Source organism: Coprococcus sp. RTP21281st1_F1_RTP21281_210402 (genome assembly GCF_040915325.1).
GTDB classification, from domain to species: Bacteria; Bacillota; Clostridia; order Lachnospirales; family Lachnospiraceae; genus Coprococcus; species Coprococcus aceti.
Genome location: NZ_JBCPDQ010000003.1, coordinates 1 through 23,752 on the forward strand (window position 1 = coordinate 1; position 23,752 = coordinate 23,752).

The window sequence follows — 23,752 nt, forward strand, 5'->3', positions numbered from 1 at the left end:
GGTTTTTTATTGTAATCCTTATCGTTTCCACTTACACTATTCTCCCCAGCATAGCTGGGGGATTAGGATTTTTCATTTATACAGTAATTCTTACTTTGATAAATCTATATGGCTGATAAGCGTTTGGATATTTCTCTCTATCCACTTTACTGATAAACATATCATATGGTCTAGTCCATACTCTCTGATCCTTTAAGCTCTGATATACAACCATCTTTTCTTCTGTTTCTGTATTAGTTCCAATGGCAACAATCTTATAGAAATCACCTTTGAAATGTTGTACTGTGTCTCCTGGTTGAAAATCTCTATCATATGTAAACGTCAAATCACCTTTTTCACCTTGCTTAATATGTCCCAATATCTGAACATTCATTGTGATAAATTCACCATGCTTTAAAAGTTCGTCCTTTTTAATAAGTGCCACCTTATCAACTAAGTAACCATCCTGTTTTTCTTCACAAGTAACTGTCTGACCTGACTTCCAATTATTTCCAAAATCTTCATTAAATCTAAATTCTGTCACTTTCTCACCTCCACTTGTACATTCTTTTCTTATTTTTTACTCGCTTCCCATAAACATTCCAATATATTTGTTTTGCTTTTATCCTGTAACTTACAACTCATTTCATAATCTGTGAAACTAATTGTTGCTTTTTTCTTACGCTCCATTTTCCCAGTTATAGGATTTCTTTCATCCCAACATGTAATTTCCATTTCTGCATTATTTAAATCTGAAATATCAATTCCAATGTTTATACTTTTAGGTTCTCCTAAGACAGTGCCTTTCGCATCTATATGCATATTTTCTAATTTATCAAGAATAATATCTGATAAGTTTATAAGATCCTCTATCTTTCTCACCTCCTCAGTATTTTATTCTCTTACCACCTTGGGAATTTTCCATTATGTTCTAATCTGATTTTATTAAGCATATCAGCCAATCCAAGCATAAGAGTTTCAATTTCTTCTACACTATCAAAATCATAAAACTCTTTTGTGCAAATCCCACATTTTGTACCAGTTGATAGTCCATATTTTGTGCCATCAACTAATCTATATGTAAAAATAATTTCTGCATCTTTGCTATCTTTCTGCATTGATATTCACCTCCTCGAAATCCGAATGAAACAGTGAATTACTGCGACTGCTTCACTTATATATTCTCTATTTGGTTTTCATTTTTATTGGAAATTGTGATTCGAATGAATCATAGATTATAAACCAATTCTATATGCAAGTTTTTTCGTAATAAAACCTGATTGGTGTAAGATCATACAAGATAGATGAATGTCATCATATATTAGATCTGTTATAGAGCAATTCGATAAGATACTGTTACCAGGCATAGTCTTTGACTTGAAATAAACAGCTTTACCATTGTATTTTTCAAATGCTTTGCAATATGTATCCCAATCTTCAACTTCAACAATTAGTGACTGATGATCTCTTATGATATTATCATGATCAATACTCAAATTTGTCTCAATTACTTGAATCATATTCTCACCTCTTACTTTTATTCTTTTATTTTGGAAAATTGTTAGCTGAATCGCTAAGACTAATTATTCAAGAAATTTCTAATGTCATTCATCATCTGTTCTGACTCATCAAGATAATATCTGTGAGTATCTACGCCATCATAATATTCAAAATACGGAATTGGCTGCTCATCATTATCATACATCCATCCAAGTTCTGAATATGCATCAAAATATACTGACACATGCTTTCCTTTATAATCAATTACAAATCTGATAATTGCACCTGCAAATGGTGGAATAATCGTCACATCCCATTCTTTATCAAAGTGAAAAGCAGGAAGTTTTCTTGCCCAACCTCTAAAATCATGCATCTGTTCCACCCTTGATAACATTAGTGACTTATTTACATTTTCCTGTAAGTTCATTTGTTTCTCACCTCCTCTAATTATATATTCTCTGTTTACTGCAACATTTCTGGATAAAAGTCATAAAGGTAATCTCCAAAATCCCCACTTCTTTCTGAACCTGTTTGGCTCTGCCAAAAATGTTTCCACTCTTTACCTCTCTCTGTCTGAACAAACTGTTCGTATTTAGGTCTTAAAGCTTCTCTATCTTTACAAATATCACTCATTCTGTAATTCTCCTTTAAAATTGCACCAAGAAATGTCAGTTTCCTTCGACTCTATTTCTTCACTGTTACATTAAAAACTGACTTTAAAATACAGATAATCAACCAAATACCAGTTGCAATAGACCATTTAAATGTCAAACCAAAGCACATTGTAATAAGCTTGATTATTCCACATGTAACAATCCAACTAAGTCCATAGCACACAGCTAAAATTATAATGACAATAACTGCTGTTGCTCCACCTTTTGTTAATTTTTGCTTTAAATTACTCATCTATATATTCTCCTTTATTTTTAATCTTCGCCAACAAACACCAACCTATCAATATATTCTCTACCTTCGCCCTTGAAAATAGGGATATTTGTATCAATACTCCAATATGTCCTGCCATTTTCGACCAATTCATCTTCTGCATGACTTTCAAAAACACCATTAGCAGTCTGATACATTTTTACACAACAACTTCCTCTCTTCTGATAAGTCGGTAAATCATTCCAGTTAATTTCCTTCTGAGTCATAAGCATATCCTGAATATCATTGCATGATTTATTCTGTAATTCTTTATGTGAGAAATTGGCTTGACCTACCATCTGAATTGAATTACGAGAAGCGTCTAATTGTCGCCAATATACGAGATTTGTTACTTCTTCTTTTGGAATATTGAAACAACGAGCATCGAACATTGCACCTTTATTTACTGCTTTTGTGTAAATTTGACACATTTCATATTCTGGTGTACCTTTCCCATACCACCCGTTGATTTCATGTTCTGTTGCATAATACTGTTCAAAATCCTCTACATTCTTGGAAAAAGCTTTATTAAAAGCCATCGTAGCCATGCTTGCTACAATACTACAAATTTTCTGCACCTCATAATCAAACCATGCTGAAGATGTGAGTTTCTTATAATCAACAAGGATCAATGTAATCTCGTCTGACTGTGTGTAGCCAAGAACGCAACCTTGAATATTCTCACATAAGTATTTCATTGTTTCCTGCATAGACTTAATTAGCACTTCATCAAACGGTTTCTGGAATCCTCTTGTGAATGTATGAAACGCTTTTCCATCAATGCGGATAGCAACTGGACATCTTCTCATTAGTTTTGTCTTCGGAATCTGCTCATAAAATGTCTTCATGCGACAGCCTAAATCATCATGTACTGGCATATATGTACCTCTCTTTCAATATATTATTCTCCAAATACAATTACCATCTACTTGTATATCTACTATCTATAAATAACTCTTCCTTTGGTCTTGGATTATTTAAATCTCTACTATCTAGTCTAAGTTGATTACCATAATATCCACTCCACGAACCACAACCTCTTACGTTTACCCTTCCGTCAAAAAAGATACTAGTAATTCGATATGCAGGTTTATCACAACACTGCCAATAGCTGATTTTGAAACAATTATCCTTATTGACATTCTCTAAATGTTCTGGCACAGAGTTCCAAATTTTACATTCGTCATTGATTTGCTTTAATGTATATCCTTCATCAAGCATCTCATTAGCTTTCTCAATTCTTTTGTGTCTTGATTCACAAGCCAAAGCATTTTCAGGGATATCAAATAATTCTCCACATTTAGAGCATCTATATTTAATTACTTTCTCCAAGATTTCACCTCCGCTTTTATATTCTCCAAATACTTTTTCTTTTCTGCTTCAACAGCCTTTTTGAAATCAAAATCGTCAATCCCGTCATTATATGCTTTATAATTTTCGTAACTGTAAATCAGATTTTCCGCTTTTACTGCTCTATCTCTGTAATTATCAGCATCTTTTTTCAACTTGCGAATACCACTATTGAGTCTTTTGATTTCATCTAAGTCGGAAGCGTTGTAGTATTTAATCATTTTATAATACATAGAACGAATCATACTCTCTTTCAACATTTCTGATTGTTCTTGCGATATATCTTGCTTTTTACATTTTCGATAACTTCCAAGAGACGATCCTAAAATTCCAATATGCTTTGGTGTATTTTCAAGTATGTAGTCTTTGTGTTCATTCCACAACTCTTTGCCAACTACCAAATAATTGTAATGACCATACCAAGACTTCTTTGCATCAGATTTAAAATCCTGAATAGTGACTTTTATCTCATAACATTTAATAATTCCTTTTGAATCCATTGTCATAAAGTCAACTATTTCATTTCCATGACCATTGTTATAGAAACCAATTGTGATTTCTTCGCAGCCATATATTCTCTTGATTCTGGTATCTTTTTGTAATGCAGCTTCAATATCTAATGTTTCTTGGCGTTTTGCCAACCAGTCTCACCTCCTCGCAAGAAATCGAAAATTCGTTTATTTCCAACTGATACTGTAATATGATTCATTATATCGATTGCCAGTTTCAACTTTATAACCAAGTTCCTCTAATTTCTTTCGTGTTTCAGGTTTTAAATAACCATCTTTACTGATTGAAAATTCGCCATCTGCAACCGCATCTCTAATCAATTTTGATAACTCTGCTAATTGCTGTGTAATGCAATTATCAATTGCGTTATTTGTCATCTTATTTGCTTCTGATGCAGACGGAACAACATTCTTTGGTGACTGAACTTCTGGCATAGGAATATTAGAAGTAACAGCATCTTCGCAACAACCTATATCACTACAGCCTATACAAAATTTATAACTTCTACTAGTTATTGGATACTTACAAGTCATTTGAAATTTCACCTCCTGACTCAGCTAAAAGTTGCTCATACTTTCTTTTTGCTTTGGCTAACTCTTCATTTTTTAACTTCTTTTTTATTTTATCAGCAGTCTCTTGTCTGATTTTTGGATAGTCTTCAAGTAATTTTTTACCATGTTCAATGTCAAAAATAATATGTGCATTAAAATTATCCCAATCTACAGCACCATAAGATCTTAATTTCTCTAAAAACTCATTGTAATCATCCTGTGCTAAATCCCAATTTTCACTATCAACAAACATCAGACAACCAACATTGCCATTATCCCAATGAATATAATAATCATCGTCATTACCTTTATAGTTAGTAGATGAATTTGAGATATTATGACCTTTGTAGATTCTAAAATCTTCAAAATCAATTTTATCTCCCCAATTGAATCCCAACGCTTTTAGCTTTTCACAAGTCTTTAAATATTCATTTGCTCTATATCCATAACCATATCGGCTAGTCTTTTCAAACTCATTGATATATGTTTTCAAGAACTCTATTCTCTCATCTATTGTCATCTTTTTACCTCCACATAAAAGCTATATTTCTTGCCAATTTTGTTACTATATATAGTAGTTTAAATTTATACAGCTACTATATATAGTATACATTTTTATAAAATATACTATCTATTGTATTATTCTCTCTTTTACTTCAATAAAGCAGCAATCTCATCAATTTCTAGCTCTGTTTTCTTATCATCAGAAAGCAACTTGTCCAACTTGCTCTCCATCTTCTTTAAATCAGACTCTTCTTTCTTCAGACTAGATACATCTAACTTACTCTTAATATCTTTAATCCATGCTGTCACACTGTATCCTGAAATTTCAAAATCAGGCATCCCAAGGTCAACTGCCGACATAAGATATGAATTAAGTCTGATAAGTAGCAACACTAATGCGTCATCTGAACACACGTTGAGATTAATTACCATACCATCCATATTAAGAACGCAATTTGTTTCAGGAATAAACCTAACCTTCTTCTCAGAAATTGATTTCTTCTTAGTTTCAATCTGTTTCTTTAATTCTAAAATTCTGTCATCATTTTTACTCATTAAACTCGTACTCCTTTTCATATTCTCTACCATTTGCTAAATATTTCTGCTTACATACTGGTTTTAACTTTTCAAAAACTGTTTCAATAGAAACTGGAATCATATGCGTCTGAATTTCTTTTTGACCATAACGTACTTCCACTTCTCTTTCTTCTGTCGGGAAAATATCAATTGCCTCCTTATCTCCATAATAGATATTCTTGGCACTATATTTATAAACAGTATATTTGCCGTTATCTTCTGACCTATATGGCGTTGTCATTTCATATTTAATATATTCTCCATCGTTGTTTATCATAAAGCGAACATTGATATATTTTCTTGTTATATCATCACCAGCATATGTATTAATTGCTTTTTCATAAAAATCTTCAAATGAGATATTTACAATTTTATCCTTGCTATCATCTATAGGGGAGAATTGATAAGATGATTTCATTGAATCATAAATTTCAGAATATTTAGATATGCATTTATCATCGAGACAACTAATAAGTTTGTTTTTAGGAACACTTTTGAATTGCTCAAATTCATACTTTCCATCGCTTAATCTTGCAAACCAATGCATTTTACCATATGGAAGGTTGTTAATTCCTTTATAAGAAATTTTTGTATATCCAAATCGAGTTGGTTCATTTGGAATATCTTCATAGGATTTAGTTTTTACCGTTTTACCATCCTGTATAAATTCATAACCATAACCATATGTTTCAAAACGTCCCATATAAATCCATTCGATATTTTCTTTTGTAAGATATGTTGCACCAAGAATCAAGTCTCTTGTCTTAATAGATTCATTGTTATGTACAATTTTATTATAAGCTGCAATCTGTTTATAGTCAGGTGACTCAACTGGCATAAGAACTAAATCCTTACCATCCCATCCATATATAAATTCTCCCTCAAGTCCCTTACCCTTGATACAATTCGCATTTTCGAGAATGTATAATAAATTTTCAATGGTAATTTCAAACTCAAATCCTCTTGGATCATATACTCTACAATAAGCATGTCTGTGATCCCATCCTGTAGAGTAATCGCCAGCTTTCTTATTTAGTACAAATCCTTCTGTTGGGACATTATCAAATTCATCATTTGGAATTTTATCATCACGCCAACTATTCCATGATGCTTCTTTTCTCAATTTGCCTTTTTCGTCATAGTAAATGACGTAGGCAAGCTTTCCTGTGTAAGTTCCTGAACGATTTTGATATCCAACATTTATCGTTTTAGGAACAAAAATGCTACTGTTCATTCCATTATTCTCTCTTTCTTTGTGCAAAATTATTTCTAAAGGAAACGATATTTACCTATTCTTCGATTCAAATTCTTCAAGTGCTTTATAAAATTCGCTGCCTTTAATTTCTGTAAAACCTGTATCGTCATCTGGTGTAATAGTTTCATATTTTGTTGTAGAAATATTTAAATATAACTTATTCTCATACTCAAACCTTGAAACTGAATACCCACCTAAATGTAATTCTTTGAAATAGTCTCCTACTCGAATGGGATGATTGTTAATAACAATATTATTTTCAATACATAAATCTTGAAACTCTTTTAAAGTCTTACTGTTAGCTCTAAATTTTCTCATTAACGTATCAGAATCGCAGAATAACTTCGTTGGTTTCAGTAACTCTTTGCCAAATTTCTGATTATTTTCATCACAATCGGTAATATATAATCTTATATTATGCTTCTCATACTCTTTAAATGGGCGATTTATAAATCCACTTCCGCTAATATAATATTCTTTTCCAACAATGCCTTTATCCTCGAAAAAATTATTTACTACTATTCTTCTTTCTTCTCCATGTTTTCTATAATCATTAATCTCGTTTAAGAAGTTCTCATTTGTTACAATATAAAATTTCTCCATTTTTTCCTCCACATTTTCTAAAGAAACGAATCTTTCTTGATTTCTTATTTCACTGTAAACAGCTCTATTGTTCTCTCTGATATATGACCTTCTCTCGCTCTATCAGGTGTCATAACAAATACACACCAACTGCCTGACACTATATATTTACCAGGATAGTTTTCATGTAGGTATTCTCTGACTTTTTCAATAAATTTATCTTGTGCTTCGTCAATATCATTATGAGAATATTCATCCTCGTATTCTGATTCATCAATATATCTTCCGAATATCATTGAACCGTCTTCTATATCTTGCAAAAACTGGTTATATTCATCTTCTACAATTTCGTACACAATTATCCTCCTTATGTTTATTCTCTTATTGGCTCAACCCTATATCGTTCATTCCAATCTGTTCTCTTCTTTAATAATGGAATCCAAGGACAGTGTAGGTTTTCAGATTCAGTTCCTATCAAGTCATCTTGATCGCAACCAAGATATTCTTCATGACCACAATTAGGACAAGTTACTCCATATTCAGGAACTTTATATTTAAAACTACAATAGTTAGGAAATATCATCTGAATATTCCAATCATCCTTTGATTCAACTTCATATACACAGTTGCAGCATCTACATACAAACTGAATATTTTTACCGAAATAATCACCTGCTACAATCTTCATATTCACTCCAATTAATTTCTACATACTGCTTATAACATGGATAATATGTAGTAGCTCCTGTCTGATCTTTACACCAGGTATCTAACAAATTTTGCAGACCACTAATATCACACTGTTTATAAGCATCTTCATGTAACTCTTCGCAAGCATTGTCAACTACATTATCAGCATCAATATGAATCTTCTCCACGCTGCACACCCATAATCTCTCAGGTCTGCCATCATTATTAAATTCTTCATCTGTATAACGCCCAAAATAATCGTCAAAGAAATCATCAACAGTATCGTAATACTCGTCAAATTCCTCACAGTAAAGCATTGTGTTTACATCTTTTTCATCAACTGGAACTGCTTTAGATACTTTATCATTCCACTTCTTTATTCTCTCTTCTTTGTCAGCTTTCTTCTGCCCTTCACAGTCGCAATGTAAATAAGCCTGATTTTTATAAGGCTCTCCACAATAAGGACATAATCTCTGTACTCCATTAAAACAACTCTGACAAAATGAAAGTGCTTGATGCTTGTATGGAAAATAATATTTTCTACCAGCTTCAGAACTATCGCCTTTGATTCCATAAATATTGTCTGCCATTCTCATTCCAAGACCATTGCAGACAGGACAAATTCTTTCGTATTCTGTAAGATCCTTGATTAGAATTTTAGGAAACGATTTCTGAACTGCTTCATGAAGATTTATTTCTTCTCTATGTGTTAAATTATTCATATAGTTATTCTCCTAATCGTTTTATTCAACAACATATTCACCATCTGTATCATAAAGAGCCTGTATAATATCATACAGTTTTTTAGCATCTTCTTTATAAATCCAACCGTATCTTGGGGAAGTACCGTAATCACCGTATCGTAAAACTAACCATGACCAAAAAATTCCACCAAATTCATCAACTTTATCTCTACCACATTTAACTTTCCAGTCAGGTCGTTTTGCACTATCAAACTTGTCTGTAGATTCAAACATCTTATGTAATTCATTCATTATGTCAGTTATATCTTCTTCATATCCGTTGTAACACGCAATGGATAAAAAAGAATTAATTGCATCTACATCTCCTTGTGTAAATTTATTATTATTTTCCATTATTCACACCTCCAATCTGTCCAAAGGAAAGAAAAATTTCATTCGACTTTTGAGGTTTTAAAAGCCTTATTTTTCAAGGCTTTCGTAACCTCTAATTATTTATTCTCTCTTTCACCACCTCAAAATATTTTTCATCTAATTCAATTCCAATAAATTTTCGATTAAGATTCTTACAAGCAACACCAGTTGTACCAGAACCCATACAATTATCTAAAACAACATCACCTTCATTGGAAAATGTCTTTATAAGTTCTTCACAAAGCAACAATGGTTTCTGAGTTGGGTGCAGATTTGAAGTCAAACAGTCTCTTTGAAACTTCCAAACCTGCGTTGGATATCTCCATCCAGTATCCTTATATTCAATTACTTTCTTTTCGTTTTCATCTGTCAATTTGCCTAACTTGCCGTTTTTAACTTTATTAGTTCGTGGTTTGCCATCATATTTCACCATCTGAGGATTATATGTACATTGTTTCTTATAAAATACCGATATTGTTTCAACTGTTTTGCCAACTCTACGTTTTACCTGGTTAATATTTGTGAGTCGTTCTTTCTCCCAGTAAATATCATATTTATAATTATCAATGTTGCTATTCCTTAACAACGATGAAAATGGTTCTTGTCCAAACAACACAATCGCCGCATTATCTTTTGCAATACGATCATACTGTCCCCACAATTTATCAAATGGAATAACAATGTCCCAAGAACATTTTGTTGTACCATACGGTAAATCGCATAGAATCATATCAACCGATTTATCAGGAATATTTTTCATAAGTTCTAAACAATTTCCTTGCCATAATTCAATATTTTGCATTTATCTATTCAGAAAGTGACATGTCCTTAGTAGCTACCTAACTTTTCCTTTCTGATCTTCTCTTATTTACTGGGATTCCCATAGCCGAATGGCTTAAATTAGATATGATTAAAAATTTTCACAAGAAAGATTGGTTTCTTATACCAGTTTAACTTCTGTTGCTTCTACGCCTTTGAATACAATTTTATCATTGTCAAAATCATTATAAATCAGTGTTGGATCTTCCCACTCTTCATATCTCATGTATCCAATAAAACCGTCTGTTCCGATATAAGGTTCTAACCAATCTAAAAACTCTTCAATTTCAGAATCATAATTTTTCAAATTGGCTCTGATATTAATTTTCCATGTCTTAGAAATATCATCAAACACCATTTTACTGTTAGTTGAACCATCAAAATAATAGCTGTCACAACAAGCTACCATATCCCATCTATCACACTTGAAAAATTTATGTCCTGGCAGTATAGAAGGAGCGTCTGTTCTATCTATAAGACAATGTAAAATATCTACGATGTCTTTTGGTGCATCTCTTAGCAAATCAAAACACACATTAATCTCTGTATACATTCCCATTATGTTTTCACCTCCCTATTCTTTTCCTAAATTATTAAATTCTCTACCTTCAATGATATTCTGGATACCTGTTTTACATTTTTCTAAAGCAAAAGCATATGCGTTATTATAGGTAAGTTTGTCGTGTTCTGCCGTTGGATTGGTGTATACATTATCAATAGCTTCATCAATACCATCTATAAACCTGCAAAGTCTTTCAATAATTGTTGAATCATCATATATATTATAACCTGTTGGTTTTGATATGCTTTTTAAATACTTATTAATAGATTCGTTTTCTTCTTTTGTTGCTTTTCTCATAGAATGTTCAAAAGCTCTCAACTCATCTTTTCCGAGCCATTTGATCCATGCACCACAATCATCACAATAAAGTCCTGTATTATTACCTTTTACTTCTGTATGTAATGAAACGCTTCCACATTTCTTACAACAATTTTGATATATATTTTCACCTCCAATGTATTATTCTCTCAAAATCCAAGGATATGTTGCTTTCCTGTGAAGTTACCCTAACTAATTACAATATTTCTCAATACCTTGTGTCATAATATCTCTTAATTCATCTTCCTCATATGTAGAGCCAAACTGTGACCAACTACAACTATATTCTGCATCATTGTGTATTAACGCAAGTTTAAATACACTGCTACCATAATTCTTATATGCATCTAATTTGATAGCTTTAATATGAGGAATTCCTAAACGCCAATTATGCTCTTTATATTCAAACTGAATATAAGTAGCTTGACCAAAATTATAGTCAATAAATTTAACATCATTCATGTACTCAACATCAAGATTTTTTTTGATATAATTAATATACCAATCATACATTTCCTTTTCTTTATACTTCTTTCTCTTGTCAAGCTTATTACCATTAGCATCCTGATTCTTTGATAACATATTTAACCATTCTCTACACATTTTAATCATAGACGGCTGATCAAGTAGCATATACTTAATATTCTCTTTATAAGTGCGAAATGCCTGTTGTTCAATAAGGTCATATTCATTTTTCATGTCATCTAATGCTTGTTTCTTTTCTGACAATCTTCTTTCTGCTTGTGCAAACTCATTTAATGAACCCATTTCATATTCGCCATTATAGTTGTATGTGTCATTTTTATATGCTAAAGACATTTTCTACCTCCTTGTTTATATTCTCTCTTTATAACCAAATGAATCGTGGATTCATATGAAGTTACTTCATCATTGCTTCAAGTTTCTGAGACATATATTCTTTAAGCTTGTCTTTCCACTCTTCCTTTAACTCATCAACAGCTTCATTGACAATATTCTCTCCCAGAGTCTCATTTACATCATCTGGATTAATAAGATAATACGAACTGTCTCTCAAATCTTTCTGCACTTGATCACAAATAATGTCAATGATTCTACTCTTCAACTCACCAATACCATCTGCTCCAAGCAATGAATAAAGTGGTGTTTTACTAATCTCTTTCTCAATATAACTAAGTCTATCTTCTCTCATATATTCTCCTTTCTCAAAGCCAATGAATCCTGATTTACTTTTATTCACACGCAATGTCTAAATCTTCACCAATCTTATGAATAACATTACCAAGTCCCTTACACAGCGACTTTAATCATTCTTCACTACGATTAGTCATTTGCTTGTCTCTTTCTTCGTCTGTCATATCAGACCAACAAACATTGTCCCATTTTCCATCTCTTTTAACTCTAAAATAATATCCATCCAAATTTCTATTCATAATTTTCTCCCTTCCACTCATCTAACAAATAGAAACCATTAATCTGATTATCAAGCTTTCTAACCTGTTCTCTTAGTTCAGCTTCTTTCTTCTTACTATCTGTTCTTTGACACTTCTTCCATAAATCCTTACGCTGCTTAGATAATTCATTGTATTTATCCGATACATCAATCTCATCTACGACTGAAATCTCAATCTTCTCTCCGCAGTGAGGGCAAAATTGAATTGGATAATTATCTGTCTGCGCCCATTCATCCTCAGAGAATGTAATGACTTCTGTATGTGAAGTGCAAAACTGAGGAATAAAACCATACTCTTTATCATAATCAACATTAAGATTTGTTAAATTTTCGTTTGTGAATTCTATGCACTCATTATTCTGAATTTCATCACAACAATACTTAAATGGCTTATATTTATATGAATGAGTATCATTAAATTTTAATCTAATCAATTCTATCTTCATATTTTTATTCTCTCAACTTTCTGCCACACCAAGGGCAATACGCAATATACTCTTTCTGATGAACAAATCCATCATCGTATTCATCCCATTCAGATGTTTCAATGTCTAAATAGTATTCATTCGTTAATGGATCTTTATATATTTGATTGTCAGGTGAATCATAATTACAACGGTTACACATATTTATTCTCCGCTCTTAATGATTTCTTCTAATGTTCTTGGTGTATAGTTCATATAACTTTTCATACATCCGACATTCCACATATTGCATGGCTTATCATATAAAGCTGTTATCTGATACTTGACTTGCTGCATCATATTATCTTCAAAACCTGTATGTACATGACCGTAGAGATGATAGCTTCCGTAATAATGATTCTTAAAGCATGGAATTGGATAATGACATAAAACTACAATCTTATCATCACCAATATCGAGTTCCTTGTAATCAACAATCTCACAAAATCTACTCTGCAATTCCCTGTTCTTTAGCAACTTACCATCATGATTGCCCTTGATTAGATGTATATTCCCATTCAAATTGTTAAAAATTTCAATAGTTTTTGTTGTGTTGTACCACGAAATATCTCCAAGCAAGTACACATCATCATCAATTTCTACTGTGTTATTCCAATTTTTAATAATCGTCTCGTCATTCTCTTCAATTGATTTAAAAGGTCTATTATCAAAAGCCAAGCAATTTTTGTGTCCAAAATGTAAATCTGATATAAAATAATTCATCTTCTTACCTCGCTCTATCACATTCGTTAAAATCTAAAAGCATCTTATATTTATATTCTCCAAATCTTTCTTTCCAACGCAGCTTCGCTTTGTCAGTAATCCAGTTAAAAGGCATCATATGGTAATTAATAAGGAAACAGATGTCTAAAAGACCATATCTATATTCGCCAACTAAGTTTTCTAACACCAAATACGAACCGATTGAATTATGATCGTAAAAATGCGCTATGCCATTTTCATCCGTTGTTTTACAAAATAGTTTTCCATAATCATGCAATATTGCAGCTATGTTAAATTCTAATGGATAATTCTTCTTACAAAATAACTCATATGTATTTTTACAATGTTTATCCAGCGTCATTGTATGATGAGGATTCTGTTGATCAAAATTGTCCATCTGTTGTATCATTTCTGGCACGGATAATTTATGTTTTTTATGTATATCATAAATTTTAATGGCATCGAAATTTTCCTCATAGAATGGAATCTGAAATTTTCTAATCTGCTTATCCAATACGAAATCAGGTACAGGATGTTCTCTATGTAAATTATCTTCTTTGCACTGTTCAAACGGTTTTGGGATAATCACGCATACTTTTCTGATATCCAATCCATTCACTTTCATCATAATTGCTCTGCGAGATTTCATAGTCAGATTAGTTGCATCTGCAATTACATTCTTTTTATTCTCCAAATTCTTGCGAATTCTATTATGAAAAATTTTAAACACTTCTTCATTATGTTCTTGGTCTTCGTAATTACCAGTCAATTCTTCACGAATTGCATCCGATGATACAATTATTGTATTTGGATTTTCGTTGGCAATTTGAGTAGCAATGGTTGATTTGCCACTGCCGCTCAAACTGCACATGATACATAGTGTAGGTTTATTCATAAATAACTCCTATCCGTTATGCTTTAATAAATACTCTCGACTTACATTTTTAAAACTCTGCTGACCATTTTGTGATCTGTATACAAAACCCTCTCTCTTAACCTTTGGATTTAGTTCACTATATCCATCAGCTTCAAGTTTCATCTCTTCCATGGTCTTAGGTAACTCATAAGCCGTATCAATAATTGGCACACTTGTTAATCCATGACTCTTACAGAAATAAGCCATTTCTACAGTTCCAAGTCTTGTGCCGTCAATAATCAGATTGAATACAAATAACTGATTCTCCGTAAATTTATATGGATTGCCCTGAACTGCCCCAACTCCTTCACCTTGTAACACAACTCTGTTATAATTATTCTCTGTTGCAAACTGTGTAAGAATCTTTTCAATGCCATATTTATCAGCCAATTCCCAATAAATATTTGACTCGTGATAACAAGCCTGTTCTCTATCAGCCTGTCTTACATTTCTACTGCATACAATAAAATCAAATTTGTTCTTACCCTTCTTCAATCTATCAACTGCAAATGTGCAACTTGTGCCATCACATTTCTCAGTCTTAATCCACTTTTCGGTACTCTGAAGATAAAATGGTGCATTCTCAATTCTCGTCTCATCTGTTTTGACAATCCAATCTGGGAACTTCTTTGAATTATCTTTCTTGCGACCAAACAATAAAAACATAATCTTACGACCAATGCTGTATCTCATAATCCTTCTTACAATTGGGTTAGCGAATAACTTTGGTTTACGCTTTGCCATTGATTTATATTTAGCATTTGGATCAATCTTATTAGTCTTTCTTGCAGCATCCTCTTCAGAAGCATATGTAATCTTCAAAGCTTCTGTAACATCGTCACCAATATTTTTATCCTGTAATTCTGGGAAAAGTGATAATGGTAAGGCTAATCCCTGGCTAATTACCTTGAACTTACCAAGTTTCATAGTCTTAACTTTGAATTTCTTATTTGCTAAAAATGCAAATCTTTCATCTGTTTCAGGACACTTGCTATCAATTTCAATATAAACAGCCATATCCCCTACATTAAACTCATCCTTCTTAGCGATACAAACCCACCCTAAAACTCCAATGAGTTCAATATTATCAGCTCCTTCAATCGGTCTGATCCACTCAATCTTTTCTACATGAGCTAATGCTCTTTCTGCCATTTCATTACCTCTCTTTCTATTTTCTATGTATATATTCTCTTATCTCAGCTCAATTTCACCGAATTTTAATGTATCATCTCTGAACATTTTATTCCCACGATACATACCAGTGAGACAACCCTTATATGAGCTTACAAGTCCAATTCCCCAAGAATTCATAAACATTTCAGCCTGTTCAATTGGCTTAACTAATGCATCAAGTGTCTCTTTATTTGCAAATATATAAGGCTCATGCCCTTCCCTATATACAAACTCTGCAACTTTTGTATTCAACTTATCCACATTTATCTTATCTACTATTGAAAATGTTTCCATTTATTGTTCTCCTTTCCTAAAGAAATGCTTCATTCCTGCTATTCTCCTATTCGTTCACTTTAAATACATTTGCATCACCAACTGCCAAATCTTCTATACTTACATAATTTTCTAAAAATTTATCTACTGCTTGTTCGATAACTTCTGGATGTTTATTTATATATTCATCAACCATCTTGTCTAAGATATAAAAAATGTCTTGAGAATTTCTTTTACAATCTTCGTATGTTTTTATACCTAAATCTGCTAATATAGACATTTCTATCACCTACTTTCATGCTCATATAAAACCAAAATTTCTTGTTAGTTTCTATCCAAATAAACTATATTATCTACATTATAATGAAGCCCACCTATCTCTCCATTAAACCTACCTTTGACATACCATGCATAAGGGCTGATACCTTCATTCATTATTTTTGCAAGTTCATCAGCTTTTCTTTGATGCTCATCAGCTTCATTCTGCATAGATAATTTTTGAGAATCCCATATAAGATTTGGAATTGTATCTACACACTTTCTATACATCTCAGACTCTTTTATATATTCTCTTATCACTTTTGTCATTTTTGGAATATTGTCTTTTAATATCGGTTCATTTCTAAGTTCATATGGATATAGGATTAAAACACTTCTGTCCATATATTCCATAGATATTAATTCCTCTACAACACAAAACTGTGGTTCTATCAAATTGTCACCTCCCAGATATTTATTCTCTTATCTCGAATAATTTTTCTACTGCTTTAACTCGCTTTGTATTATCAATTGTTCTTTTGACTTCCTGTTGCCAAATACATTTCCATGCAGAAGGCGCTTCATGCTCACTGACTAAGACAATATTTTTCTCGCTCATCTTCTCAGCCCAACTCCAGAATCTGTCATAATCAAAGTTCCTACTTGATCCATATTGTTTCGTACCCTTATATGGAATATCGCAATAAAATAAGCAGTCAACTTTATCAGAATATAACTCTTCATAATCTCCACATTGGAATTGAATATCTTCTAACCTTGGAATCTGCTCTAACAAATTTCTCTTAGCTTCATCATAATAATTTCTTTCAGTTCCAGCTTTTGTATGTACGATACCTGAGTAACCGCCATCAAAGAATCTCCCGTTATAGCTTGAGAGAAAACCAACTGCTCCAATATACCAATCAGGATATGTAGATAATCCTTTGTTGAAGCACTCTCTTACATCTGAGTAATGTTCTTTTGTAATAAATTCTGGGAGATTTTGAATCTGATTTAGATTCTTGAACATTTCGATAAGATATTTATGATTATCAGATGCGATTTTTGTGTCACACTGAACTTTGTCGATTACATTACAACCACCGCAAAATGGCTCTATGTATGTTTTAATATTATAATCTCGCAATCTTTCTTGAATAATCGGTAAAATATTATCAACTATACGAGATTTTGAACCCATATATTTCATTAATTACTTGGAGTAAGGAATTCCTTCTTGTGTACACGAACCTCGTCTCCTTTCATTATTATTGTTTATTCAAAAATATTACCTAACAACTCCATTTTCTTTTCTTTTGAAAACTTCGTCATATTCAAAAAGTTAATCATTTTTTCTGGATTATCTAATGATTTCACATACTTTTTCTGATATTCTTCTGGCATTTGTAATATATATTTAGTACCACCATACTTGTCTACTAGGGTTGAATATAAATTATTCAATACCTTTTTATCTGTCACCAATTCAATATTGTCAATAAGGAAATCAGTAATTATTGGACGTTGTGGAGCTTTCAAATTGCTTATAATTGTCTGCAAAACATCTGGACTCAGTTCCTGATAATGACATATTTTTGAAAAGTATACTCCGTTACCATCTTTATTTATTTCTTCTGCTATTTTTACAGCATACTTCTGTGAATTCAATAAAGGATTTCTTAATACAAACTGCCAAGGAATTTCGTCATAACATGAAAAATACTTTTGATCAAAAGGGTGTGCAGCCATAGAACAAGTCCAAAACCTCAAATTATTCTCATATGTTTCACCGTTACAATTATAATGTGAATACATTGTGTCAAAAAATTTATCTAATAACCTTTCATCCCATTCGTGAGGAAGAACAATGCTTTCTAACTCATCGGGTATTTTGACACCTGCAAAACGCAATAGTGAAATAACATCTTTTCGATTGTTATAGAAATTTACATAGATTGACCAAAATAAAGGTACCTCATATGTATTCTCATCGAATGTCTTTACAAATAACGATTCAATCAATCTATAAACATTTTCTTCTGAAATCTGATTTGTAACAATCTGTGTTACTTTATCATTTGCAACAACTGTTTTATTTTTCTTCTGTAGTTCATCATTCTGTTCTGATAACTTTTTAATCTCTTTTCTCAACTCTCTATTTTCACTACTCAGTCGTTTAATCTCGTTTAATGTTTCAGACTGGGCAGATTCAATGAGATAATTCTTCAGCTCTTCAAATTTTTCATTAAATTCTGTGTCATTCTGCAAATCTCTTGCTCCTTTCATTATTCTTATTCTCTTAATAGATCTCTGTCCATTCACTAATTTCTACTTTATTATCAGGATAACCAGATAAGCTCCATTCATTGTCGTTATATACTACTTTCCACATAGCATTCTCTCCATGTGGATTACCTTTAATCTTGCCATAATATAATCCTGAACATGGTGGTAATTCTTCTTCTGTCTTTCTCCAAATTGGCTTTTCATAAACCTTATTTATATCATCTACTGCTTTTGCTAAATCTGTCGTAATTGTATTGAAATATCCTTTTTCTAAATCAATTACTTTTTCTAAATATTCTTTAGTAATATTGTTCATTTTAAGTATGTAAGTATGATTAATCTTAAAATCAATTCCAAGTCCAATAATTGCTCCCACGCAAAGTCCTAATAATCCAATTAATACTGTTAAATAAATATCCATATCTTACCTCTCTTTCTTATCATCCAAAGGAAACTTCGGTTTACTTTGTTCTATTCTCCAATTTCAACTATCTGTTTTGTATTAGTATCATAGGTGCATAACTTACCATTCTCTGAATAATATGGTGACATATAGCCATATCCAGCTTGGAATTCAGCTTCATTAAATACTATATAAACGACATGAGTTGTAGAATAATAATACAAATCATTTTCACCTTCTATCGAAATGAGTTTTGAATGATCATCATAATTTTTACTACCTTCATAAATACATCCAGTCATTCCAAAACACAATGTTAATCCTAATACAACTGCTAAAATTTTCTTCTTCATATGGTTTATTCTCCTTTGTTATATCCAGCTTCTTCAAGGAATTTATCAAATTCCTCTTTTGTCATATTGTTTGGATAATACATATCCACCACCATATCAAACGGCTTCAGATAATTATCCAATACATCTTCTGCGTCTTCTTTTGCTTCCTGCATTTTCATATTGATATAATCTTCTCGTGTCATATTCCATGCAGTAGGGCAATCTGTGACAGTCGAAAATCTACAATATAATCCATTCGGCTGCTTTGATACAAATCCTGCCATATTATTCTCCTAACTCTACTACAATATTTAATTCATGAAATCCATCATGTGCTTTAACTGGGAACGCAAGTTTACACTGACTGCTTAAATATTCACTAATAAGTTCTTTTGGAATAACTGATTGAATGTTTAGGAAATCTTTATTTGAAATATCTGTTTTCATCTTTTCAATGTCATCTCCATAAAATCCAAGAGCTTCGCCACATCCAAGACACCATAACCCAAACCCATTATCTGTGTCATATACGATTAGATAGGCATTTGTTTGATTTAGTGGTTTGTTTTCACAAAGAACTACATCTCCTGTTCTTAACTGATATAACATATTTTTATTGCCTCCATTTCCAAAAAGAAATCTATGTTTCTTGGTAAAAATACTACTATATATAGTGCCTATATTTTCTATAAACACTATATATAGTATTTCATTTACGCCTGATACACAAAACTTGGCATTGGCTGTAATTTAAACAGATTTTTCTCATGCATCGAATCAATTTTAGCTTTTACTTCCTCATTTGGCTCAATTCCATCTCTGATATATGCATCTAATTCAGCATAAGTAAATCCAAGGTTATCTTCATCAGTCTTTCCACAAAGACCATCAGTAGGTGTCTTATCAACTAATTCTGATGGAAGCCCTAATTCACGACCAATAGCTTTAACCTCTGTTACTGTAAGCTGAGATAATGGTGCAAACGAACCAAATCCGTCACCTCCGAAGGTCGCATAACCAACCCAATCCTCGGAAAGATTACAATTACAACTTGGAATGCCATTATTACACTGAGCATAGAAATACAATTCTGTCATTCTAACTCTTGCAGGAACATTTACTTTAGCCTGTTCTGTAACAACTACTCCATTTGATTTCATTTCAGAAATAATAGAATCAACGGTTGAACCGATATTAATAATTTTGTATTCGATTCCAAGATGATTTGCACATAGAATACTACAGTCAATATCTGACTGTTCATACTGTGGTAGCATAATAGCCTTTACTCTATCAGATCCTAGAGCAGCAACACATAAAGCTGCAACAACAGAAGAATCTTTACCACCAGATAAAGCAATACAACAGTTCTTATCTGGAAATTTTTCTTCAAACAGATTTCTAATCCACTCAATACAATCATTTGTTACTTTTTCTACGTTAAATTTACTCATGTTGACCTCCTGTGATTCTTTTATAAAAATCATCAAATATTTGTTCTTTCTTATAGAACTTTGTATATCGAATTTCCAATAATGGAATATTATTTCTAATACAATATTCTCTTTTTATTTTATCTTTTTTCTGCCTATCTTTTAAATTGGATATTTTAGTATCCTTATTTTCCCCGCAATAAGTGAAAGGATGATAATGTTGTTCACCGTTTAGTTCAATTGCCATTATTATTTCATTATTCTTGAATATAACAAAATCGAATGGCAAACTCCTATCATCTTTGCAATCATCAAATCTATATTGAGCTTTATAATTTATATGAATTTGTTTAAAATATTGTTCTAGTTCATATTCAGCGACAGATATAAGACAACCACATGACTTTCTGTGTCCAGATGTTAAAGATGTACAACTAACTATACAAGAATTTCCACATTCGCATTGACAATGCCAATATTGTCTTCCATTTTTTAAATATGCTTTCTTATATGGTGTTAATTTCCCAAATTTTTGACCTTGAATATCTTTTATTAAATATTCTCTTACAGCTTCCTTTTGATAACAGCCGCAACTTGTTGTATGACCTGATTTTAAATGTGTATCTGCAACATTAACTTTGTTACCACAATCACATAGGCATTCCCATACAACTTTTGTTGTTCCATTTGGTTGAATATTATTTTTATGTCTTTTTATTACAGTTAATCGTCCAAATTTTTGACCAATTTGTGTATTTGTACCTTTTTGTTTCGGTCTACAATTTTCACAATATTTATAATTATTGTTTTGAACCTTATAAGCGTTAAGTTCTCTAATACTTCCACAATTTATACACTCACATATGTAATAAGTTTTAAATTGACCACTAGGAGAAAGTCTACTATCTGCAATATCCTTTACTTTATAACACCCATATGTCTTTCCAACTCCGTCTTCTGCTACTCTTTTTCTAATTTATATATTCTCCTTCCTACATTCGATTCATCACATCATAGAACCGAATTAAATACTCATATACATTTCTAGGAACTAATTCTTTTACCTTTTCAAATTCACCTTTTTCACATAAATCTCTAACCAAACTTGAAGAAGTATGATTTTCTGGTATCTGAATTTCTGTGAAGTGATCTTTATATTCCATAAGATTCGCTTCTCTTAAAGCAGTCTCAAGATTCTGACCTTCTCTCACACATGCTACAAAATTATATTCCTCAACAAACGGTTTCCAATTATACCAAGTTGTAAGTGTTTCAATATTATCCATTCCTAAACAAATATAGTATTCGTTGAAGATATAATCTTTTTCATTCATATCTCTTATCTGAGCAATAGTATTGTATGTCCTCTGTGGAAAGAAGCTGGTTGTTTCAACTTCGGATGCCCACATATTATTTTCCTTACAATTTGACATTGAATTAATCAGCGATACTCGACAATATCCAGGTATCAAAGTCTTTTTCTTCGCAACATATGTATCATGTGCAGGAATAAACAATATAGCATCGGCATTAACCGCTTTTTTAGCAGTCAATGCCATATCAACATGGGCGTTGGTAATTGGATTAAAACTTCCTGGTATAAGTAAAATTTTATTCATGATCCATTCTCCAATTAATACATCTCTTTAGATAATCAACATAATCAGGGTTTTTACACATGCCTTTGCCTTCTACATCAGACACTTTTGCAACATCCATACCATTACATTTAGTGGTTTTCATTACAATATTTAAAGCAGGAACATCTGTGTCATTACTCAAATAAGTACCAATTCCAAATGCAACGTTTACTCTATCATGGAAGTGTCTGAATAACTTATCAGCTCTTTCAAAATCAAGACTGTCACTAAACAGAAGTGTCTTTGTCTTAGGGTTGATACCAAGTGCCTCATAATGATTAATCATCTTTTCACCCCATTCAATCGGATCGCCACTATCATGTCTTACACCACTGAATAATGTTGCATATGTCAACTGAAAATCTTTCAAGAAACAATCGGTTGTAATTGTATCTGTGAGCGCAATACCATTTAACACACCATACTCTCTAACCCATGCGTCTAGGGCATACCAGTTTGAATATGCTGGATTGTGCTTGTGATTGCCCTGACCAGAACACATAATCCATTCATGAGCCATAGTTCCAACAGGCGTGAGATTATATTTCTTTGCGAGATATACATTAGATGTGCCAACAAATTTAGATGGACTGTGTAATGTATCATTCAAATGTGAAAACTTCTCAACAGCTAACTCCTGTGCTTCAGCAGAAAGTCTTCTTCTAAGACCAAATTCAGAAAATGTACCAGCATACCAATGACCACTTCTGAGATTTTCATACTTTTCATCTAATCTCTTTTTGAAACTATTAAGTAATTCCTCATAGTTATATGCCATACGGAAATACACTTCGTTTACGATTGCAAGTGTAGGGATCTCATACATAGATGTATTAAGCCATGTACCAAATGTTTCGATAGAAAGACCGCAATCTGAATTTGTTGTAATCTCAAAATCGTCATATCTTGGCTGCCACAATCTCAGAAAATCAACATACGAACCTTTCATCCATTTGATATTATCAATATAAGTAAGTTCGTCTTCTGTGAATCTCAAACCACAATATAATTTAATCTGTCTGCGAATCTCTTCTACCATTTCTGGTGTAAAATGAACATCCTTATTACGACACTTAAAACTCCAAGTAGTTTTATAATCACTAAACTGATGATAAATAGCCTGCCCCATTGACAATTTGTAGGAATCTGTCTCCAATAAACTTGTAATAATCTGTTCCATA

The 23,752-nt window shown here is 32.1% G+C and carries 42 protein-coding genes; all 42 read right to left on the bottom strand.

The features are described 5' to 3' along the window. Positions 1–76: 76 nt before the first annotated feature. Positions 77–523, bottom strand: a complete 447-nt coding sequence (locus tag AB5150_RS03915; protein WP_368291230.1) for a DUF1653 domain-containing protein — start codon at positions 521–523, stop codon at positions 77–79. Positions 524–552: 29 nt separating this feature from the next. After that, entirely contained in the window at positions 553–861 is a 309-nt protein-coding gene (locus AB5150_RS03920; RefSeq protein WP_368291231.1) for a hypothetical protein, read from the bottom strand. A gap of 20 nt (positions 862–881) precedes the next feature. Beyond that, positions 882–1,097 carry a hypothetical protein gene (locus AB5150_RS03925; protein ID WP_368291232.1) on the bottom strand — a complete coding sequence of 72 codons (216 nt, stop codon included), beginning with the start codon at positions 1,095–1,097 and terminating at the stop codon, positions 882–884. A 117-nt stretch (positions 1,098–1,214) separates the two neighbouring features. Then, on the bottom strand, positions 1,215–1,499 hold the full coding sequence (locus tag AB5150_RS03930) for a hypothetical protein (RefSeq protein WP_368291233.1): 285 nt from the start codon (positions 1,497–1,499) through the stop codon (positions 1,215–1,217). Between the two features lie 59 nt (positions 1,500–1,558). Further along, positions 1,559–1,906: a hypothetical protein gene (locus AB5150_RS03935; RefSeq protein ID WP_368291234.1), complete on the bottom strand. Its 348-nt coding sequence runs from the start codon at positions 1,904–1,906 to the stop codon at positions 1,559–1,561. A gap of 35 nt (positions 1,907–1,941) precedes the next feature. Continuing rightward, positions 1,942–2,112 carry a hypothetical protein gene (locus AB5150_RS03940; RefSeq protein WP_368291235.1) on the bottom strand — a complete coding sequence of 57 codons (171 nt, stop codon included), beginning with the start codon at positions 2,110–2,112 and terminating at the stop codon, positions 1,942–1,944. Positions 2,113–2,163: 51 nt separating this feature from the next. Beyond that, positions 2,164–2,385, bottom strand: a complete 222-nt coding sequence (locus AB5150_RS03945) for a hypothetical protein (protein WP_368291236.1) — start codon at positions 2,383–2,385, stop codon at positions 2,164–2,166. 20 nt (positions 2,386–2,405) lie between these two features. Beyond that, positions 2,406–3,281, bottom strand: coding sequence for a tRNA(His) guanylyltransferase Thg1 family protein (locus AB5150_RS03950; protein WP_368291237.1), 876 nt, complete (start codon positions 3,279–3,281; stop codon positions 2,406–2,408). Positions 3,282–3,321: 40 nt separating this feature from the next. Next, positions 3,322–3,735 (bottom strand): hypothetical protein, encoded by a 414-nt coding sequence (locus AB5150_RS03955; protein WP_368291238.1) that lies wholly within the window; start codon positions 3,733–3,735, stop codon positions 3,322–3,324. Further along, positions 3,723–4,394 carry a hypothetical protein gene (locus AB5150_RS03960; RefSeq protein ID WP_368291239.1) on the bottom strand — a complete coding sequence of 224 codons (672 nt, stop codon included), beginning with the start codon at positions 4,392–4,394 and terminating at the stop codon, positions 3,723–3,725. The genes AB5150_RS03955 and AB5150_RS03960 overlap by 13 nt, the downstream gene beginning before the upstream one ends. A 36-nt stretch (positions 4,395–4,430) precedes the next feature. After that, positions 4,431–4,796: a hypothetical protein gene (locus tag AB5150_RS03965; protein WP_368291240.1), complete on the bottom strand. Its 366-nt coding sequence runs from the start codon at positions 4,794–4,796 to the stop codon at positions 4,431–4,433. Further along, positions 4,786–5,334 (bottom strand): hypothetical protein, encoded by a 549-nt coding sequence (locus tag AB5150_RS03970; protein ID WP_368291241.1) that lies wholly within the window; start codon positions 5,332–5,334, stop codon positions 4,786–4,788. The genes AB5150_RS03965 and AB5150_RS03970 overlap by 11 nt, the downstream gene beginning before the upstream one ends. Before the next feature lie 131 nt (positions 5,335–5,465). Next, positions 5,466–5,873, bottom strand: a complete 408-nt coding sequence (locus tag AB5150_RS03975; protein WP_368291242.1) for a hypothetical protein — start codon at positions 5,871–5,873, stop codon at positions 5,466–5,468. Beyond that, entirely contained in the window at positions 5,866–7,128 is a 1,263-nt protein-coding gene (locus AB5150_RS03980) for a hypothetical protein (protein ID WP_368291243.1), read from the bottom strand. Before AB5150_RS03980 ends, AB5150_RS03975 begins: the two co-directional genes overlap by 8 nt. Positions 7,129–7,179: 51 nt before the next feature. After that, positions 7,180–7,752, bottom strand: coding sequence for a hypothetical protein (locus AB5150_RS03985; RefSeq protein WP_368291244.1), 573 nt, complete (start codon positions 7,750–7,752; stop codon positions 7,180–7,182). 44 nt (positions 7,753–7,796) lie between these two features. Then, positions 7,797–8,087 (bottom strand): hypothetical protein, encoded by a 291-nt coding sequence (locus AB5150_RS03990; RefSeq protein ID WP_368291245.1) that lies wholly within the window; start codon positions 8,085–8,087, stop codon positions 7,797–7,799. Between the two features lie 17 nt (positions 8,088–8,104). Further along, entirely contained in the window at positions 8,105–8,419 is a 315-nt protein-coding gene (locus AB5150_RS03995) for a hypothetical protein (protein WP_368291247.1), read from the bottom strand. After that, on the bottom strand, positions 8,400–9,143 hold the full coding sequence (locus AB5150_RS04000) for a hypothetical protein (protein ID WP_368291249.1): 744 nt from the start codon (positions 9,141–9,143) through the stop codon (positions 8,400–8,402). Before AB5150_RS04000 ends, AB5150_RS03995 begins: the two co-directional genes overlap by 20 nt. A 21-nt stretch (positions 9,144–9,164) precedes the next feature. Next, on the bottom strand, positions 9,165–9,518 hold the full coding sequence (locus tag AB5150_RS04005; RefSeq protein WP_368291250.1) for a hypothetical protein: 354 nt from the start codon (positions 9,516–9,518) through the stop codon (positions 9,165–9,167). A 91-nt stretch (positions 9,519–9,609) separates the two neighbouring features. Further along, positions 9,610–10,296: a site-specific DNA-methyltransferase gene (locus tag AB5150_RS04010; protein WP_368291252.1), complete on the bottom strand. Its 687-nt coding sequence runs from the start codon at positions 10,294–10,296 to the stop codon at positions 9,610–9,612. 180 nt (positions 10,297–10,476) lie between these two features. After that, entirely contained in the window at positions 10,477–10,914 is a 438-nt protein-coding gene (locus tag AB5150_RS04015) for a hypothetical protein (RefSeq protein ID WP_368291253.1), read from the bottom strand. Between the two features lie 15 nt (positions 10,915–10,929). Further along, complete coding sequence (locus AB5150_RS04020) at positions 10,930–11,214, bottom strand: hypothetical protein (protein ID WP_368291255.1); 285 nt, start codon at positions 11,212–11,214, stop codon at positions 10,930–10,932. Between the two features lie 213 nt (positions 11,215–11,427). Continuing rightward, positions 11,428–12,054: a hypothetical protein gene (locus AB5150_RS04025; RefSeq protein WP_368291256.1), complete on the bottom strand. Its 627-nt coding sequence runs from the start codon at positions 12,052–12,054 to the stop codon at positions 11,428–11,430. Positions 12,055–12,115: 61 nt separating this feature from the next. Further along, positions 12,116–12,406: a hypothetical protein gene (locus AB5150_RS04030; protein ID WP_368291257.1), complete on the bottom strand. Its 291-nt coding sequence runs from the start codon at positions 12,404–12,406 to the stop codon at positions 12,116–12,118. A 115-nt stretch (positions 12,407–12,521) separates the two neighbouring features. Further along, a complete protein-coding gene (locus AB5150_RS04035) occupies positions 12,522–12,647 on the bottom strand; it encodes a hypothetical protein (protein WP_368291258.1) in 126 nt (41 codons plus the stop codon). After that, on the bottom strand, positions 12,640–13,113 hold the full coding sequence (locus AB5150_RS04040; RefSeq protein WP_368291259.1) for a hypothetical protein: 474 nt from the start codon (positions 13,111–13,113) through the stop codon (positions 12,640–12,642). Before AB5150_RS04040 ends, AB5150_RS04035 begins: the two co-directional genes overlap by 8 nt. 183 nt (positions 13,114–13,296) lie before the next feature. Next, positions 13,297–13,854 carry a metallophosphoesterase gene (locus AB5150_RS04045; RefSeq protein WP_368291260.1) on the bottom strand — a complete coding sequence of 186 codons (558 nt, stop codon included), beginning with the start codon at positions 13,852–13,854 and terminating at the stop codon, positions 13,297–13,299. 4 nt (positions 13,855–13,858) lie between these two features. After that, positions 13,859–14,749, bottom strand: a complete 891-nt coding sequence (locus tag AB5150_RS04050) for an AAA family ATPase (protein ID WP_368291261.1) — start codon at positions 14,747–14,749, stop codon at positions 13,859–13,861. A gap of 9 nt (positions 14,750–14,758) precedes the next feature. After that, positions 14,759–15,922: an RNA ligase family protein gene (locus AB5150_RS04055; RefSeq protein ID WP_368291262.1), complete on the bottom strand. Its 1,164-nt coding sequence runs from the start codon at positions 15,920–15,922 to the stop codon at positions 14,759–14,761. Between the two features lie 39 nt (positions 15,923–15,961). Next, complete coding sequence (locus AB5150_RS04060; RefSeq protein WP_368291263.1) at positions 15,962–16,237, bottom strand: hypothetical protein; 276 nt, start codon at positions 16,235–16,237, stop codon at positions 15,962–15,964. A 46-nt stretch (positions 16,238–16,283) separates the two neighbouring features. Then, positions 16,284–16,496 (bottom strand): hypothetical protein, encoded by a 213-nt coding sequence (locus AB5150_RS04065; protein WP_368291264.1) that lies wholly within the window; start codon positions 16,494–16,496, stop codon positions 16,284–16,286. Between the two features lie 44 nt (positions 16,497–16,540). After that, positions 16,541–16,930 (bottom strand): hypothetical protein, encoded by a 390-nt coding sequence (locus tag AB5150_RS04070; protein WP_368291265.1) that lies wholly within the window; start codon positions 16,928–16,930, stop codon positions 16,541–16,543. Positions 16,931–16,949: 19 nt separating this feature from the next. Continuing rightward, positions 16,950–17,675 carry a DNA adenine methylase gene (locus tag AB5150_RS04075; protein ID WP_368291266.1) on the bottom strand — a complete coding sequence of 242 codons (726 nt, stop codon included), beginning with the start codon at positions 17,673–17,675 and terminating at the stop codon, positions 16,950–16,952. A gap of 74 nt (positions 17,676–17,749) precedes the next feature. Then, on the bottom strand, positions 17,750–18,760 hold the full coding sequence (locus AB5150_RS04080; RefSeq protein WP_368291267.1) for a hypothetical protein: 1,011 nt from the start codon (positions 18,758–18,760) through the stop codon (positions 17,750–17,752). A gap of 13 nt (positions 18,761–18,773) precedes the next feature. Beyond that, positions 18,774–19,181 carry a hypothetical protein gene (locus tag AB5150_RS04085; RefSeq protein ID WP_368291268.1) on the bottom strand — a complete coding sequence of 136 codons (408 nt, stop codon included), beginning with the start codon at positions 19,179–19,181 and terminating at the stop codon, positions 18,774–18,776. 50 nt (positions 19,182–19,231) lie between these two features. Continuing rightward, on the bottom strand, positions 19,232–19,516 hold the full coding sequence (locus AB5150_RS04090) for a hypothetical protein (RefSeq protein WP_368291269.1): 285 nt from the start codon (positions 19,514–19,516) through the stop codon (positions 19,232–19,234). 5 nt (positions 19,517–19,521) lie between these two features. Then, complete coding sequence (locus AB5150_RS04095) at positions 19,522–19,782, bottom strand: hypothetical protein (RefSeq protein ID WP_368291270.1); 261 nt, start codon at positions 19,780–19,782, stop codon at positions 19,522–19,524. A 1-nt stretch (position 19,783) separates the two neighbouring features. Beyond that, positions 19,784–20,107 (bottom strand): hypothetical protein, encoded by a 324-nt coding sequence (locus tag AB5150_RS04100; RefSeq protein ID WP_368291271.1) that lies wholly within the window; start codon positions 20,105–20,107, stop codon positions 19,784–19,786. 104 nt (positions 20,108–20,211) lie between these two features. Continuing rightward, entirely contained in the window at positions 20,212–20,952 is a 741-nt protein-coding gene (gene nadE, locus AB5150_RS04105) for an NAD(+) synthase (protein ID WP_368291272.1), read from the bottom strand. After that, positions 20,945–21,220 (bottom strand): DUF2726 domain-containing protein, encoded by a 276-nt coding sequence (locus tag AB5150_RS04110; protein WP_368291273.1) that lies wholly within the window; start codon positions 21,218–21,220, stop codon positions 20,945–20,947. Before AB5150_RS04110 ends, nadE begins: the two co-directional genes overlap by 8 nt. Positions 21,221–21,923: 703 nt before the next feature. Continuing rightward, positions 21,924–22,550, bottom strand: coding sequence for a nicotinate-nicotinamide nucleotide adenylyltransferase (locus AB5150_RS04115; protein WP_368291274.1), 627 nt, complete (start codon positions 22,548–22,550; stop codon positions 21,924–21,926). Continuing rightward, complete coding sequence (gene pncB, locus AB5150_RS04120) at positions 22,543–23,751, bottom strand: nicotinate phosphoribosyltransferase (protein WP_368291275.1); 1,209 nt, start codon at positions 23,749–23,751, stop codon at positions 22,543–22,545. Before pncB ends, AB5150_RS04115 begins: the two co-directional genes overlap by 8 nt. Between the last annotated feature and the right edge of the window lies 1 nt (position 23,752).